This window comes from Paenibacillus gyeongsangnamensis, from assembly GCF_027533625.1.
Taxonomy (GTDB): Bacteria; Bacillota; Bacilli; order Paenibacillales; family NBRC-103111; genus Paenibacillus_G; species Paenibacillus_G gyeongsangnamensis.
Map to the genome: position 1 here is coordinate 72,445 of NZ_JAQAGZ010000024.1, position 16,647 is coordinate 89,091.

Annotated in this window: 15 protein-coding genes; 4 read left to right on the top strand and 11 right to left on the bottom strand. The window is 53.0% G+C overall.

The window, feature by feature from the left end; all coding sequences use genetic code 11:
* The first annotated feature begins 190 nt into the window (after window positions 1-190).
* The 3 genes from O9H85_RS29805 (at window position 191) to O9H85_RS29815 (ending at window position 3,955) form a co-directional block, all read left to right on the top strand.
* Window positions 191-2,149, top strand: a complete 1,959-nt coding sequence (locus O9H85_RS29805) for a primary-amine oxidase (protein ID WP_269885046.1) — start codon at window positions 191-193, stop codon at window positions 2,147-2,149.
* Window positions 2,149-2,529: a hypothetical protein gene (locus tag O9H85_RS29810; RefSeq protein WP_269885047.1), complete on the top strand. Its 381-nt coding sequence runs from the start codon at window positions 2,149-2,151 to the stop codon at window positions 2,527-2,529. Before O9H85_RS29805 ends, O9H85_RS29810 begins: the two co-directional genes overlap by 1 nt.
* Window positions 2,530-2,650: 121 nt before the next feature.
* Entirely contained in the window at window positions 2,651-3,955 is a 1,305-nt protein-coding gene (locus O9H85_RS29815; RefSeq protein WP_269885093.1) for an ammonium transporter, read from the top strand.
* Between the two features lie 387 nt (window positions 3,956-4,342).
* Here the strand turns inward: O9H85_RS29815 and glnA are convergent, their stop codons facing one another.
* The 8 genes from glnA to O9H85_RS29855 form a co-directional block, all read right to left on the bottom strand.
* A complete protein-coding gene (glnA, locus tag O9H85_RS29820) occupies window positions 4,343-5,767 on the bottom strand; it encodes a type I glutamate--ammonia ligase (RefSeq protein WP_269885048.1) in 1,425 nt (474 codons plus the stop codon).
* Between the two features lie 263 nt (window positions 5,768-6,030).
* The gene (gene aroF / locus O9H85_RS29825) at window positions 6,031-7,074 is read right to left on the bottom strand and encodes a 3-deoxy-7-phosphoheptulonate synthase (RefSeq protein ID WP_269885049.1); all 1,044 of its coding nucleotides are present in this window, start codon (window positions 7,072-7,074) and stop codon (window positions 6,031-6,033) included.
* Window positions 7,075-7,193: 119 nt separating this feature from the next.
* Window positions 7,194-7,709 (bottom strand): DUF2062 domain-containing protein, encoded by a 516-nt coding sequence (locus O9H85_RS29830; RefSeq protein WP_269885050.1) that lies wholly within the window; start codon window positions 7,707-7,709, stop codon window positions 7,194-7,196.
* A gap of 50 nt (window positions 7,710-7,759) precedes the next feature.
* On the bottom strand, window positions 7,760-8,713 hold the full coding sequence (locus tag O9H85_RS29835) for a 4-hydroxy-3-methylbut-2-enyl diphosphate reductase (protein ID WP_269885051.1): 954 nt from the start codon (window positions 8,711-8,713) through the stop codon (window positions 7,760-7,762).
* Window positions 8,714-8,755: 42 nt separating this feature from the next.
* The gene (locus O9H85_RS29840; protein ID WP_269885052.1) at window positions 8,756-10,303 is read right to left on the bottom strand and encodes a sensor histidine kinase; all 1,548 of its coding nucleotides are present in this window, start codon (window positions 10,301-10,303) and stop codon (window positions 8,756-8,758) included.
* Window position 10,304: 1 nt separating this feature from the next.
* The gene (locus O9H85_RS29845) at window positions 10,305-10,997 is read right to left on the bottom strand and encodes a response regulator transcription factor (RefSeq protein WP_269885053.1); all 693 of its coding nucleotides are present in this window, start codon (window positions 10,995-10,997) and stop codon (window positions 10,305-10,307) included.
* Between the two features lie 91 nt (window positions 10,998-11,088).
* Entirely contained in the window at window positions 11,089-12,681 is a 1,593-nt protein-coding gene (locus tag O9H85_RS29850; protein ID WP_269885054.1) for a S1C family serine protease, read from the bottom strand.
* 363 nt (window positions 12,682-13,044) lie between these two features.
* Window positions 13,045-13,458 carry a YugN family protein gene (locus tag O9H85_RS29855; protein WP_269885055.1) on the bottom strand — a complete coding sequence of 138 codons (414 nt, stop codon included), beginning with the start codon at window positions 13,456-13,458 and terminating at the stop codon, window positions 13,045-13,047.
* Between the two features lie 235 nt (window positions 13,459-13,693).
* Between O9H85_RS29855 and O9H85_RS29860 the strand changes: the two genes are divergently transcribed.
* Entirely contained in the window at window positions 13,694-14,995 is a 1,302-nt protein-coding gene (locus tag O9H85_RS29860; RefSeq protein ID WP_269885056.1) for an ammonium transporter, read from the top strand.
* 42 nt (window positions 14,996-15,037) lie between these two features.
* Here the strand turns inward: O9H85_RS29860 and O9H85_RS29865 are convergent, their stop codons facing one another.
* From O9H85_RS29865 to O9H85_RS29875, 3 genes are all read right to left on the bottom strand, one after another.
* Window positions 15,038-15,379, bottom strand: a complete 342-nt coding sequence (locus O9H85_RS29865) for a hypothetical protein (protein WP_269885057.1) — start codon at window positions 15,377-15,379, stop codon at window positions 15,038-15,040.
* A 293-nt stretch (window positions 15,380-15,672) separates the two neighbouring features.
* The gene (locus O9H85_RS29870; RefSeq protein ID WP_269885058.1) at window positions 15,673-15,807 is read right to left on the bottom strand and encodes a hypothetical protein; all 135 of its coding nucleotides are present in this window, start codon (window positions 15,805-15,807) and stop codon (window positions 15,673-15,675) included.
* A gap of 62 nt (window positions 15,808-15,869) precedes the next feature.
* Complete coding sequence (locus tag O9H85_RS29875) at window positions 15,870-16,535, bottom strand: 3D domain-containing protein (RefSeq protein ID WP_269885059.1); 666 nt, start codon at window positions 16,533-16,535, stop codon at window positions 15,870-15,872.
* Window positions 16,536-16,647 lie beyond the last annotated feature (112 nt).

Below are 16,647 nucleotides of genomic sequence, written 5' to 3' on the forward strand. Positions count from 1 at the left end.
TAAAGCTAAGGGCGAAACATTTTGTTGCTTTCCCACTATTCGGTAAACCTACATTTATTTTACTTATAATGTCTCTATAATGTTAATTAAGATCACATTAAAACAAGTTCTTTCGAAGATACTGCATTAAGCGGAAGTTTTTCATGTGATGAGACACAGAAAAATAAGTTTCGAAGGAGAGGGAGAACGAATGAATATGAAGCTTGCACAGGAATATCAGGTAAAGCACCCCTTGGAACCGCTCAGCGCGAAAGAAATTGAATTGGCCGTCCATATCCTGAAAAATAAAAAAACGCTTGGTGCATACGACCGATTTATTTCGGTCATGCTGCGTGAGCCGCTCAAGCGGGAAGTGCTGGCTTTTGACGGCTCCAAGCCGTTTGACCGCCAAGCTAACATTGTCATCCTGAACAACGAATTTAACGCATGCTATGAGGCGATCGTATCGATCACGAACGGGGAGCTGTTATCGTGGAAGCACGTGCCGGGCGTGCAGCCGAGTTTCATGCTGGAGGAGCATGCCGAGTGCGAACAGGCGGTGAAGGCTAGTCCCCTGTTCCATGCAGCGCTGGAGCGGCTCGGCATTACGGATCCTGAACTTGTCATGGTCGACTGCTGGTCGGCAGGCAACTTCGGCAGTGAGGAAGACAATACGCTCCGGCTGGCACGCCCGCTGTGCTTCCTGCGCAGTGATGCTTCCGACAACGGCTACGCCCGTCCGCTCGGTCTTGTGCCGATCGTCGATTTGAACAAAATGGAAGTGCTGCGGGTCGAGGAATATCCTTACGCCACGATTGCGACAAAGCCCGCCAACTATACACCGGATCGCGTCGGACCGCTTAGATCGGATCTGTTGCCGATCTCCATTACGCAACCGGAGGGGCCCAGCTTTACCGTGGACGGCCATGAGGTGAATTGGCAAAAATGGAACTTCCGTATCGGCTTCAACTCCAGAGAAGGCCTCGTCATTCATACAGTCAGCTACGACGATCAGGGCGTGAAGCGCCCGATACTTTACCGCGCTTCGCTCTCTGAAATGGTCGTGCCGTATGGTGATCCCGGGCCTACGCAGAACCGCAAAAACGCCTTCGACAGCGGGGAATACGGCATCGGCCAGTTAGCGAACAGTCTCGAGCTCGGCTGCGACTGCGTCGGCTACATCCGCTATCTCGATGCGGCGATCACAAACAGCAAGGGCGAGCCTGTCGTCATTAAGAACGCGATTTGTATGCATGAAGAAGATTATGGCATCCTGTGGAAGCATACGGATTGGAGAACGAACGAGGTCGAGGTCAGACGTTCGAGAAGGCTGGTTGTCTCCTCCATCTCTACCGTAGCCAACTACGAATACGGCTTCTTCTGGTATTTTTATCAGGACGGCAACATCGAGTTCCAGGTGAAGCTGACAGGCATTTTGTCGGTCGGCGGTCTGGCCGAAGGCGAGAAGCCTTTGTACGGAACGATGGTGGCACCGGATCTGTACGCACCGAACCACCAGCACTTTTTTAATGTACGTCTGGATTTGCAAATTGACGGAACAGACAATTCCGTATACGAGGTCGATACCGTACCGGCTCCGGCAGGTCCGAACAACCCGATGGGCAATGCCTTCATGGCCAAATCCACATTGCTTGCCACCGAGCAGGAAGCGATTCGCGATCTGAAGCTGGAAACCGCCCGCTACTGGAAATTCGTGAACGATAACGTCAAAAATGAAATGGGACAGTCCGTCGGCTACAAAATCGTCCCTGGCGAAAACTGCTTCCCTTTCGCTTCCATGGACTCCAGCCTGCTGAAGCGCGCCGGATTTATTAAGCATCATCTGTGGGTCACTCCTTATGACGAGAAGGAAATGTTCGCTGCCGGAGATTACCCGAACCAGCACACCGGCGGAGATGGCCTTGAGAGCTGGACACAGCAGGATCGTCCGGTGAACAATACGGATATTGTCGTCTGGTACACGATGGGACACAACCATATTCCGCGTCCGGAGGATTGGCCGGTCATGCCGGCGGCATATACCGGATTTTTACTGAAGCCGACGGGCTTCTTTAATGCCAGTCCCGCCCTCGACCTGCCGCCGTCAGCCAAGAAAAGCGCCTGTAGTACCGTTTCGAAAGAATGCCATTCCAGGGAGGGACACGGATAATGCTCAAACCGGCCGCTATGCGTGACGATACCAAGCATGCTTTGATGTCTGTCATCCCGATCGGCCTCGCCCTGGTGCTGCACACCGTTCATTTGCTCCTCGCCCCGGCGCTGCTGGGGATGGGGGCTATGGCGATGAGCGGTCATCACCATCACGATATGTCCTTGCCGATGACCATGGGGGATGCAGCTTCATCAGCGGGAGCCTCGTGGATCACCATCGCCTTCCTCGTCTTGAACGGCATCGGCATTTATTATGCCGGCCGTGTGCTGTGGAAGTCCCGTTCGGTCAAAAGTACAGGACGGCACGGGCAGATTTGCAAAGCCATATCCGTTGCTACAATTGTCATCGGGGTTGTATCGGGCGTTAGCCTAATTTAAATAGGAGGCGGAACATATGAGCATGAATAAGCTTTCTTTATGGTCTAAAACAACGATAGCAGGCGCAGGCTTACTTAGCCTGCCTTTTACAGCGTGGGCTGCGGATGGCGCTCCGCCGAAGGTGGACACAGGGGATACGACTTGGATGCTCATCTCCTGCGCTATCGTGCTGTTCATGTTCGTGCCGGGGCTGGCCCTGTTCTATGGCGGGATGGTCAGCGAGCGCAACGTCATCTCCACGATGATGTACAGCTTGAGCAGTCTGCTGATCGTCAGTGTGGTATGGGTGCTGTGGGGATATACCCTCGCCTTCGGCCCGGATGCAGGCGGCTGGATAGGCTCGCTTGATTATTTGGGATACTCAGGCGTGGGTCAGGAGGCGATGGCTCCTCTGACGATTCCGCACATCATCTTCTCGATTTTTCAGCTGCTGTTCGCCGGCATCACGGTAGCTCTCATCTCCGGTGCCGTGGCTGAGAGGGTCCGTTTGTCCGCCTGGGTTGTGTTCTCGGTATTGTGGATTACGTTTGTGTATGCGCCGATGGCGCATTGGACGTGGGGCGGCGGCTGGCTCTCCAAGCTCGGCGGGCTGGATTTTGCCGGAGGTACGGTCGTACATATTTTATCCGGGGTGAGTGCCCTGGTTGCTGCGATGATGATCGGACGCCGGAAAGGCTTTACGAACAAAACGGTTCCTCCGCATAACGTTATCTTGTTCTTCATCGGCGGCATGTCGCTTTGGTTTGGATGGTTCGGGTTTAACGGCGGCAGCGCGCTCGCTTCCGGCGGCCTGGCTACGATCGCCTATGCAACCACACATGTGGCCGGTGCGGCAGGCGGGATCGCTTGGGCGGCTATTGAATGGGCCCGTAAGAAAAAGCCTACCCTGGTCGGTACGGTCACAGGCGTCATTGCCGGACTGGTTGCGATTACGCCGGGGGCAGGCTTCGTCTCGGTCACTTCCTCCCTTGTGATCGGCTTCGTCGCCAGCTTCGTCTGCTACTTCGGTGTCAACTACCTTAAGACGAAATTCAAGTACGACGATACGCTCGATGTGTTCGGCATTCACGGATTGGGCGGCATCTGGGGTGCCATCGCTACGGGGATTTTTGCCAGCAAAGAAGTTAACCCCGCCGGGAACGACGGGTTGATTCACGGCAATGCCAATCAAGTAGTAATCCAGTTGATCGACGTGCTTGTAGCGATCGTTCTGGCGGCCGTCGGTACTTATCTTTTGCTCAAAATCGTCAGCCTCTTCGTTCCGCTGAGGGTAGAGAAGGATCAAGAGGAGGTAGGTCTCGATATCAGTCTGCATGGGGAGTTGGCGTATAACTCCGCCTCTGTGTTTGCAGAGGTCTACGCGTCCTCGGCACCTCCTGTGGTAGAGAAGACTCCGGTCAACGCTCCGCTCCCTAGTAACACTTAAGCTTACGGATGATAGAGCAGCACCCTTTAAAATGTAACAGCCCAAACGATATCGGTCGTTTGGGTTGTTTGTTTCTTTAGTTATGAAGCAGGCAGCAGTTCACAGCCTGTCTTTTTTTATTTTTGAAGCATCCGCAGCAGTAAAACGATGGCTTTCCGCCCGCGTCGTGCGGTCCAACGGTACGAAAGCGCCGCGGTCCCTTCCCTGCAGGAAGCCGTTCTGCTGCGCGGCCGCATTATAGCCTTTGGCCCAAGCCGGGAAAGGTCTGACTTCTCACCAACCGACTTTCACTCCATAGTCGGTGCGCTGCCAAGCGCACATGAAACAACCTTCCCTGTATGAATAGGGAAGGTTGTTTGATTTAAATGATATAGATAAAGCCGGATCTTACAAGTCGAAGTACAAGGAGTACTCGTGCGGATGAATGCGGATGGAAACGGCTTTCGCTTCATCACGGTGCAGAGCGATGTAGTTGTCGATGAAGTCTTTGGAGAATACGCCGCCTTCAGTCAAGAACTCGAAGTCAGCTTCCAGAGCGTCAAGCGCTTCGTCCAGGGAGCCTGGAACGCTGCGGATTTCGGCTTTATCCGCATCGGACAGCTCGTAAATGTTCTTGTCGAGCGGGCCGTAGCCGAGTGCGCGAGGGTCGATTTTCTTCTTGATGCCGTCCAGACCTGCAAGCAGCATAGCCGCGAATGCGAGGTAAGGGTTAGCCGTGGAGTCCGGCGTACGGAACTCGATGCGGCAGCCTTTTGGCGTTACGGCAGCAACCGGAATCCGAACCGCTGCGGAACGGTTACCTTTGGAGAATACGAGGTTAACCGGCGCTTCGTAGCCAGGAACAAGGCGTTTGAAGGAGTTCGTGCTCGGGTTAGTGATCGCAATCAATGCCGGAGCATGGTACAGGATCCCGCCGATATAGTTCAGAGCCGTCTCGCTCAGGTTGGCATAGCTGCCTTTTTCCCAGAAGAGAGGCGTGTCGCCGTTAAAGATGGATTGGTGAACGTGCATCCCACTTCCGTTGTCGCCAAACAGCGGCTTCGGCATGAAGGTAGCAACCTTACCATATTGTCTTGCTGTATTTTGAACGATGTATTTGTATTTCAGAAGGTTATCGGCTGTTTTGGTCAGCGTGTCGAAACGGAAGTTGATTTCGCCTTGTCCGGCTGTCGCCACTTCGTGGTGGTGACGCTCGATGCGAAGTCCGGACTCGATCAGCAGACGGCACATTTCGCTGCGGATATCTTGCTGGGAATCCGTAGGAGCAACAGGCACATACCCGCCTTTGTGCTTCACTTTGAAGCTCAGGTTGCCGCCTTCGTCCTTGCGGTTGGAGTTCCAGTGAGCTTCCTCGGAATCTACGAAGAAGGAAGAGCTGTTTTGCGTGCTTTCGTAACGAACGTCGTCAAAGATGAAAAACTCGGATTCAGGAGCGAAGAATGCCGCCGTACCTACGCCGGAGGATTGAAGATATTCTTCCGCTTTTTGAGCGATCGAACGCGGGTCACGCTCATAACGCTCTCCGTCCGGAGTGAAGATGTTGCACATAATAACGATTGTCGGATGTGCAGTGAAAGGATCAACGAAGGAAGATTCCGGATCCGGCATCATAACCATATCGGATTCTTCGATCCCTCTGAAGCCTGGGATGGAAGAACCGTCAAAAGCAACACCGTTTACAAAAGTTTCTTCTTCGACTTCGGAAGCCGGCAAAGAAATGTGATGCGCTCTACCGCTCAAATCGACAAAACGGAAATCGACCCACTCGATGCCTTTTTCTTGGATAGTGTTTAACACGTTTTGAACTGACATGGTCTCGCTACCTCCTAATTTCCGAACATTCCACGATGATTGTTCGAACATTGTTCAAGTTTTTGTTTATCATGGTCATATTATAAAACTTTCCTTAAAGAATCGTCAATACTTATGTAAGGTATTTTTTATGGATGTGTAAGGTAATCTCACACTTCAACGTATTTTGTTCACAAAAACAACAAAAAAGAAACTTGACTTTCCTGATTTCCAGGAAAATCAAGCTCTTTCCGCGTTTTCGGTTCCCTCTAAACGAACATTCCTTAGCTGCACACAAGCTCTTTTTTCGAGTCAAACCGTTTGCCGCAGATCGGCGCCAGCTTCTCGAGATCTAACATCAGCTGAGCAAATTGTTCCGGGAACAAGGACTGCACCCCGTCGCCTGTCATCGAATTATCGGGATCGGTATGCATTTCCACGATCAAACCGTTCGCTCCGGCCGCAACGGAAGCTTTGCTCATCGGCTCTACCAACTCGCGGCGGCCTGTTCCGTGGCTCGGATCGGAGATGACCGGCAGGTGACTGAGCGTTTGAAGCGCCGGGATGGCGGACAAATCGAGCGTGTTGCGCGTGTAAGTTTCGAATGTTCGGATTCCACGCTCACACAGCATCACGTTAGGATTACCGCCAGCGAGAATATATTCCGCCGCATTGAGAAATTCGTCATAGGTTGAGCTGAAGCCCCGCTTCAGCAGGACCGGCTTCTGAATCGTTCCAAGCTTGCGAAGCAAATCGAAGTTCTGCATGTTCCGCGTTCCGACCTGCAAAATATCGGCGTACTCGGCGCATACGTCTACGTATTCCGGCGTCATTACTTCCGTGATCGTCAAGAGACCGTGCTTTTGCCCCGCTTCGGCCATCATGACAAGTCCCTCCACGCCGACGCCTTGGAAGCTGTACGGTCCGGTTCTTGGCTTGAAGGCGCCTCCGCGAAGCACCTGCGCTCCGGATGCCTTCACAAGCCGGGCGATTTCATCGATCTGCTCGGGCGATTCCACCGCACACGGTCCGCCCATAACCACCAGCTGGTCTCCACCGATTTCGACGCCGCCGATCTTGATCACGGTGTTGTCGGGATGAAAGTCCCGGCTGGCCAGCTTATACGATTTGGAAATTTTCACAACCTGCTCCACTCCTGTCAATTGCCTAAGATGCTCGGCCAGCATGGGACTTGCCTTGCCGATGATGCCGATCACGGTGCGGTCCACTCCGCGGGATAGATGCGTCGTAACTTCATGCTTCTCGATATGTTGGATGATTTCGGCGATACGTTCTTCGGTTACTTTATTGGAAAGAATAACGATCATGGCTTGCACGCTCCTTGGAAAGTTCATTTGCACTTAGACGCTTCGACGCTTATACGCTTTTAAGCACTAAAGTGATTATATAACGGAGAACCAGTCTCCGTCAATAGGCCGGGCAAACCTTAATTGTTTGCATCCGATGTCAGCGTCAGCTGTTCCTTGCGCTTCCTGCGGCGTTCCTTGCGATTATGGTGGTACAATTCGAGCAGCCATTTAATAGGAAAGTAACAGAGGATGCCGAGGACGGCCCCTACAATCATGCCTCCGACAATGAGCTTCAAGTTAAATTTAATGAAAGTGTCCAACCAGCTCGGCAGCATGTGCAGCAGATTGTGCCTGGCCCCTCTCGGAAGCACCCAGCCCCCGACCATCCGGTTCAGGAAGGACATCGGAATATAAATGACCTTGCCGAATACGAAGCCGATGAGTGCGGCCGCCATGCTGGCGCGAAACAAATAAATCAGAGGAAAGATTAGAAAGAAAGCGAGTCCTGCCGTCGGCAGCGTGAACATTTCGACGAAGAGACCAATGGAGAAGCCCATCGCGACTAAGCTAGGACCCCCTTTGGCACGTGTCAGCAGCAAATATTTATATTTAAACCAGCGTTTTATGTTACGGACGTGAAAAGGTTTTTTCATTTTCCCCGGTGCCTTCATCCGCTGCCGTCCCTTTCTATATCAAGTTGTTGCTACTCCGCCCCCGCCTTTTGCCGCGCGGCCGGAATCAGCCGATCCATGTTTACCGTTCTGCGAATTTCCCAGGTTGCGGGATCGCCCGGTTCATACTGCTCCAAATAGGTAATGACTTCCTTCGTAATCGGAGTTGGCGTCGAAGCGCCAGAGGTGACCGCCACCCGCTTCACATCCTTCAGCCATTCGCGGTTCAGCTCCGAAATATCGGCGATCCGGTACGCCTTCGTCCCGGCGATTTCCTCCGATACTTGAGCGAGGCGGTTAGAGTTGTTGCTCCGCGGATCCCCGACCACGATGACCAGGTCCGCATCCTTTGCCTGCTCCGCTACGGCCTCCTGCCGCACCTGAGTCGCCAGACAAATTTCGTTATGAATTTCGGCCTTGGGATACGCCTCCAATAACCGATTCATCAGATGCTTGATATCCCACTGGCTCATCGTCGTCTGGTTGGTGATGAGAATCTTGTCGCCGGACAGCTGCAGCTGCCCGATATCGCTTTCCTTTTCGATCAAATGCACCTTATCCGGCGCGACGCCGATGGCGCCCTCCGGCTCCGGATGCCCTTTCTTGCCGATGTAGATGATCTCATAGCCCTCGGCGGTTTTCTCGCGGATCAGATCGTGCGTCTTCGTCACATCCGGGCAAGTCGCATCGACCATCATGAGTCCTTTCTCCCTGGCGCGCCTCCGAACCTCGGGCGATACGCCGTGAGCCGTAAAAATGACGGTGCCTTTGTCGATTTGCTCCAAGATGTCGAGCCGGTTCGGACCGTCCAGCGTCTTGATGCCTTCCTTCTCGAAGAAGTCCGTCACGTGCGCATTATGAACGATCATACCCAATATATATATAGGTCTCGGCAAATTTAAGTCCTTGGCCGCCTGCATGGCGAGGGCCATGGCATCCACTACGCCGTAACAGTAGCCCCTGGGTGAAATTTTGATGACTTCCATGCCTTACCCCCTGCTTGTCGAAAAATCGATGCTTTTAGTTCATTATACCTGATTCCCATCCGGTAGGGAATGCCCTTCCGCCGTTACGGGCAGTTCATTTTGCATGGCCGCGGTCGGAAGCCAGATAACGAACGTGGTGCCGACATCTTTGATGGTTTTGACCTCGATCGAGCCGTTATGCTCGTCGATAATCCATTTGGCGATGGACAGTCCGAGTCCCGTGCCCGACTTCTTGCCGCGGGAAGGATCGGCCCGGTAGAACCGGTCGAAAATATGCGGAATCTCCTCTTTATCCATCCCGATCCCCGTATCCTCAATGCGAATGCCTACCTGCCCGTTATGCAGGAACGAATCGAGCCGGACATATCCGCTGTCGGTATACTTGAACGCATTCTCGATGAAAATAAACAGCAGCTGCTGCAAATAATCGGAATTGCCGTAGACCTTGACGCCCTCCAGCCCTGCAAAATCGCTCGTCAGCCACTCCGTGCTGCGCGGCAGCATCTGCGCCTTGCGGGCGACCTCTTCCATGAGCGGCCGAAGCTCGACCTCCGTCTTCTCCATCTTGAAGCCGGCATCGGCTCTGGCCAGGGAGAGCAGATCGTTGACAAGCCGCGACATCCGTTCGGCTTCGCCGGCAATGTCGCGCATCGCCTCCAGCGACAGCTCGAGATGCATCGCTTCCTTGGCCTCGGGTCCCGCCTGAAGCGCCGTTTGCTTCCACATCTTCTCGAGCAAATCGACATTTCCGCGAATCGTCGTCAGAGGGGTCCTCAGCTCATGCGAAGCATCCGACACGAACCGCCGCTGTGCTCCGTACGCTTCCTCCTGCTCAGCATAAGCATCCTGCAGGCGCCCCAGCATCCCGTTAATCGTCTCCGTCAGCTGGCCGATCTCGTCCCGCGGTCCATAATATTCGATCCGGCGGTCCAGATCCGCACCTTTCTCGATCTGATTCGTTGCGAAGATGACCTGCTCGATCGGACGAAACGCCTTGCGCGAGAGAAACCAGCCGACCGAAGCGGCCAGACTGACGGCCAGCGCGCCCGAGATCCACAGTATCCACCGCAGCAGCACGAAAATGCGGTCATACTGCTCCAGGAAGATGCCGGCTTGTATCATACCGAGCACTTTGACGTTTCCGCTCGGCAGCTCTTGGATGATAATGGGCTTGTTATAAATCATGAAATTCAGATTTTGAATTTTCACTTCATCGAATGCCGAATCGTTCTCCAGAATTTGCTGGATCTTTTGCTGAGTCAGATTGGGAAACTGAATATCGGCATCCTTCGCATTCGGAGACCGCTGGACCGTATTATTGCTCAAATTGACGATCTGAAAAAACATATTGCTGCTTCGAAGCATATCGCGCCCCGGGATATTGAAATTAAAGCTCATGCTGCCGTCCAGCGAAACGGTAGGTCTCGGGCTGATCCATTTGTCAATCAGGTCCGCCTGCTCCTTAAGGTCCGTCTTCAAGCTTTCGTAATAAATAAAGTGCGTGAATAAATATAAACCAAGGCCGAGCAGCAGGAGCGTTGCGGACAATATCCCGGTGTACCACATGGTGAGCCGCAAACGCACGGACATGTCAGCTCTCTCCTCTCAGCACGTAGCCGGCTCCCCGTACCGTCTGGATCATGCGCTTATGCCCGTGCTCCTCCGTTTTTTGACGCAGCAGCGCAATATAAACCTCCAGCACGTTGGATTCGCCGCTGTAGTCATAGCCCCAGATCTTCTCCATTATTACGTCCCGGGAAAGCACCCGTTTCGGATTTTGCAAAAATAAATGCAGCAGATCGAATTCCTTCGTCGTCAGCTCGATCAGCTGGCCGCCGCGGAATACTTCTCGCGTATCCAGATCCATGAAGATATCTTGATACTGCAGCTTATTGGTCGGCTGCTCCGACTTCTCCGAAGCTTTACGGCGAAGCAGCACGCGTATTCTCGCAAGCAGCTCCTCGAGCGCGAACGGCTTCACCAGGTAGTCGTCCGCACCGAGATCAAGTCCCTTGACCCGGTCCCCGATTTCGTCCTTTGCCGTAAGCATGAGCACCGGCACGTCGGAGCCGCCTTCGCGGATGCGCCGGACGACCTCCCAGCCGTCCAACTGAGGCATCATGACGTCAAGAATAACCGCGTCGGGTTCATGCTCCAGAATTTGCTTCAGACCGTCCATGCCATGAAATGCCGTAAGCACGGTATAGCCTTCGAAAGCCAAGCTCCGGCGCAGCATGGATGTGATTTTTTCGTCGTCGTCGATTACTAATATTTTTTCTCTCATGAACTCGTCACCTGCCCTGCTACTATTGTATCAGATATCGTCCTTTGGACAAAAAGAAAGCAGAGCTGAGGTCGCTCTGCTTCTTCGCACCTTAGTTTTGCGTGTCTGCGTTGCGGTCGCCGACCGTAACATCGACGGTCGACTTTTTGCCGTCCCGCATAATGCCGAGCGACGCTTTATCGCCGACCTTCAGTTTCTTGATCGCCGCGGACACTTCGTCCGAAGTTTTTATTTTCGTGCCGTTCACGTCCGTGACGACGTCGTACTGGCGCAAGCCGGCTTTGAAGGCTGGGCTTTTGCGGTCCACTTGGGCTATAATGGCGCCGTCCGTATTATCGAGCTTCAGCTCAGATGTCCAGCTTTGATCGATATTTTGCAAGGCAACGCCAATGTAAGGAGACGGTTCCTTCGGAATTTTCACGTTGTTCTTCAGGTTATCCAGTACGGCGGAAATCGTGCTCGTCGGTATTGCGAAGCCGATCCCTTGCGCCTGTGCGCTCACCGCGGTGTTGATTCCGATAACTTCGCCGTTCATATTGAGCAGCGGGCCGCCGGAGTTCCCCGGGTTGATCGAAGCGTCCGTTTGCAGCAAGTGCTTGTATTCGCGTGTGCCTTTATCATCCGGAATGGAAATCGGACGTTCCTTCGCGCTCAGTACGCCGACAGTCACCGTATGGTCGAAACCGTATGGGTTACCGATAGCTACAACCCAGTCCCCAATATTCGTATCATCGGCTTTGCCCAGAGGCAGCGTAGCGAAATCTTTGCCGTCGGTCGCATCGATTTTTAATGCAGCCAAGTCGAGGTCGTAGCTGTTCCCGAGAAGGGTCGCTTTGAACGGCTTATCGTAGCCTTGAACCGTAACCCAAATTTCGTCCGCTCCGTCAATCACGTGCTCGTTCGTCAGGATGTAACCGGATTTCTCGAAGATAAAGCCGGTACCCATGCCGCCGGGCTGGAGCTGGCCGGAGCCGCCGTTACTTTTGGGCTGCTGACTGCCGTTATCTCCGAAAAATTGTCTGAAGAACGGATCGTTGAACAGCGGATTGCCGGTTCTTCCCGTACTATTTACTTTCACTTTCGTTTCTACCTTCACGACGGCGGGACTGGCTTGTTGAAAGATTTGCGGTATGTTCTGCGGACGGCTTATATCAAGCGACGTCGGTTTAACGCCGCCGTTATTCGAGGAAGATTGGCTGACGGAAGGAGCCGTCGTCGTGCCGTTCGCCATCACGCCCCTGCCTGTGAACAGGTTATACTTGTCGGAAGCGTACATCAGGCCTCCCACCACAAGCACCCCGGCCATGAATGCCGCGAACATGCTGCGGAATCCGGCTCCGGTCCGCTTCGGCTTGTTTACCTTCCACCCGGAACCCGACTGGTCGTCGCCCGACTGGAAGCTGAAGGAGCGAAGCGGCTTCGGCGGCGTCATTTCGACGGGAGACTCGCCATAGCTGTCCGATGCCGTCGAATCCGTCTCGGCTTTTCTATCGTTTGAATCTGCGGACCATGCCGATTTGTGAGGTCCGTAGGAGAAGTAATGCGATCTCGGCTCCTCCGAGACTCTTCCGCTTGCGCTTTCGCTGCGGCTCTGCCCGTCCCGTTCGTCGCGGCCGTTCAGGTCTTTATCTGTATCGTCGGCCGGGCGACGAAAAAAGTCGTTGAAATTATTTTTGTTATCCATAGAATAGTCCTCCTATCAGTATAAAATGATGTGTTATTATTTCGCTGTCGCCCATGATGTCTGTTTATTTATTATTCTTGACTATATATTGCACTGACAACCTTAAGCGAACCTTAAAATAAGTTAAAACGGAAGTAAAACATTTAGGCGATCCGATAGATTTCGAGCCGCGCAGGATAAACGGCTACGCCGCCCTTGTCTTACAAGGACCAGCGCGTTTACCAAGGTTGATGCGAAGCTATAAGTTATGAAAACTTATTTCTTATCAACGCAGCAAAGCCCCTGTTCCGCCGAAAGCGGAAAGGGGCTTCATTCGATTCGTTATGGTTTAAAACGCCGCTGTTCGCCAAGATCCGCCTCCCGCTAGGAAAGCCAGCCGGATTCGACATCCCGAAGCAGCGTTTTCGCTTCCTTCACCCACCGGTCCTCGACACGGGCGTCCTTATCGGCAGGCTCCTGGAATTGATCCACCAGCGCGCCAAACGCGCCGACTTGAGCTTCCTTATCCAGGCCTTCTTTATATTGATGCTTCAGAACGAAAGGCGTACCGATTTGAATAATGGCATCCGTAGCTCCGGTATCCCCGTCCAGCATGCCGTGGGTCACTTGAAAAGGGATCCGCAGCCATACCTTATGACCTTCGTCCAGATAGCAGTCGAACGAGCCGTGGTCATAATCCCAATTGCCGCCCAAAGCGAACTCATGCCGATGAAGATAATGCTGAACCTGATCAAACGGTTCCTCCCGGTTTGTCAATGCGGATTCCAACGGAATCATCTTCTCACGCTCCCTCTGCGCCATGTAATTACTTGTCTATCTATAGAATGTTCTTCATGAGGGAATATTATGCTATTAGAGAAAGCTTACATACAGCACGTATGCCATAATACTAAAAACACGCCTTATATGTAACAATAGCTTACGTTATCCGTTGACATAATTATCACAAAAACCGTATAATGAGGTCCATCAGCTCAGTCAATCGTACGTATTTTTAAAGGAGTGGAGTAATGTGGATTTGACCACCCTGCAGAGCGGACTCGATACTATCTGGGTCGTGCTCACGGCAGCCATGATTTTGCTGATGGAAGGCGGCTTCGCCTTGCTCGAGGCCGGTTTCGTTCGCCAGAAGAACGCCGTCAGCATCATTATGAAAGTATTCGTGGATATTACGTTCGGCGCACTCATCTTCTTCTTCTTCGGCTTTGCTCTGATGTACGGAAAGGACGTTTCCGGCTTGATCGGAAGCACAGGGTTCTTCATGAGAGGAGACCTGTCACACATTTCCTTATCCATTTCGCATGACACCTATTGGCTGTTTCAATGCGCCTTCGTCATCGCGGTCATCTCCATTGTTTCGGGCGCGGTGGCGGAACGCATTAATTTTCATGCATATATCCTTTACACGATTGCCATGACCGGTCTCATCTATCCGATCGCCGGTCACTGGGTCTGGAGCGTTGGAGGCTGGCTCGGCAGGCTGGGCATGATCGATTTCGCCGGCTCGGCCGTCATCCACGCGCTCGGCGGCTTCTCGGCTCTGGCCGCTGCGCGCATTATCGGACCCAGGATCGGTAAATTTGCCGAGAACGGCTCGGCCAATATCGTTCCGCCCTCCAACCTTCCGCTCGCTTCCGTAGGCGCCTTTATTCTCTGGTTCGGCTGGTTCGGCTTCAATTCCGGGAGCACGCTAAGCGCGACCAACGGCTCAATCGGCCATATTGCCGTTACAACCATGCTGGCTGCCGCTTCGGGCGGAGCCGCTTGCATTCTGTTCACGATGCTGCGCTACCGCAAATCCGACCCGCCGATGGTCATTAACGGGTCGCTGGCCGGTCTCGTCGGCATTACGGCGGGATGCGCCTTTGTCAGCGATGCGGCGGCGATCCTCATCGGCGCCGTATGCGGGATCGCGATGGTCTTCGCTACGGAATTCCTCGAATCCAAAGGAATCGACGATCCGGTAGGGGCCTTCCCCGTGCATGGGATTAGCGGCAGCATCGGCACGCTGGCCGTAGGGCTGTTCGCCAAGCCGGAGCTTACGGCTGGAGTCGGCCGAAGCTACAGCGGCTTATTGTACGGCGGCGGCTTTCAATTGCTCGGCGTACAGGCTCTTGGACTGGCCGTCGTCTCGGTCTGGGGCTTTGCCTTGACTTGGATTGCCTTCAAAGGGATTAACCGTGCCGTCTCCGTCCGGGTCAGCAGGGATGAAGAGCTGGTCGGTCTGGATGTCGGAATCCACGGGGTGCCCGCTTACAGTCAGGATACGGATTTCATCGAGCTGCAGCAGCTGAAGATGGACTATAAACAGTAAGATGAATACAGCAAAAACCCGGCCGTCAGGCCGGGGCAAGAACTATTTTATTTCTTTCTCGAGCTCTTCGCTCACGGCTACCAGGTCACCGGGCTGGCTTTCGCTGAGAATCAAGCGCGCATGCTCGATTTCGGCCCGAAGCTGGCGAATTTGTTCCATCGGCTTCTTCACATAGTGAATATATTCAACGGCCAGGTGGTGATCCGGCTTTCTTCCGGTAAACATTCGCCTCAAAGTTGACATGGATTGGTAGCTGCGCTCTTCTATCATCCGTTTCTTCTCGTAACGTTCGATGACCTGCTCGATCTCGCCGATCTGCTCTTCTTTACGGGCGATGAACGCCTCTATAAACGGATAAACGTCCGCGGCTTTTCGCTTGTTCACTTGTATCGAACTCCCTATCAGTAAAGCATTTAGCACGAAACTTCACATCCAATCCGTTCAATCGCTTATATCATGTCAGAAATAATGACTGTAATCTTATTTTACACCAAAACATTCGCTTTGAAAATAAGCAATTTCGTTCGGATCTCCGCCTTCCTTCTTTTGGAAAAACAAAGAAACCATATCCACAGCCAGCTGAAGATACGGTTTCTTTCATGGATAAACGGGGATCTTCTTGGCCATTCAAGAAGATGGCAGTTGTTTATCGCAGGAATCTATAGGTTCGTGCCAAATTATTGCTCCGCGTAGTCGCAAGCGCCTCGGTTCGCGTTGTTCTTTTGAACGGACTGCCGCTTATTGTTCACTGCAGCCACTTCTTCGGAAAACTCCGTTTGATTTTTTACGTTTTTGTTCTTGTTCTTTGCCATCCTGGAATCACCTCCCCTTCGAAGCTTAGTATGGGGAGGCCTACCTGCAATTATGATGGAAATTAAAACAAGATTTCATTCTTCAGCTGCGACCACATCGTTGCATTGATCTTCCCGTCTCCCTTGCGGACGACAAACACATGGAGCGTCTTCTTGCCCCACTCCTTGTATACCTGATCCTTCGTCTCGAAGTACAAGTCGATGCGTTTGCCCTTGATCGCACTGCCCGTATCCGCCACGATGCCGTAGCCGTAGCCTGGAACATAGAGCACGGTGCCGATCGGAAAAATGGAAGGATCCGCTGCGATCGTAGAAAATGCGTTGACGTCCCGCGTTACCTTCATCCCCGAATAGGTCACTCCGTACTCCGGGTGTCCGGGATTTTTGCCGGTCGACTCCCGGCCTGCGTAATAGCCGGTCGCCACAACCTCCACTGCGGTCAGCTTGCTTAAATCCTGCGACGTATGCGGAAACAGCTTATAGCTTCTTGCGCCCTGCGATTGCTCCCCGCCTCTTGCTGCGGAGGCCGGCTTTATAGGCTCCTGCGCCGGCTTGGCGCTGGCCCTTACGGCGGGCTCCTCCGGTAAAGCCAGGGTCATGCTTTGCTTGTTTGTCGATATGTCAGTCGGTCTGATCGATTCGTTTTCCTGCCGGGCCCACATCAAAATGGTAAGCATCACCGTGATGAACCAAATCCATTTTGCATGGCTTGCGGTTTTAGATAACATGAGTTTTGTTAAACCTCCCCTTAATAAAAGAGGCTGTCCAACTTTACTCCATACTATACCCTGCTTACGGCAGATTCGATGGTAAGAAAAAAGATCCATTCGCTCCATAGGT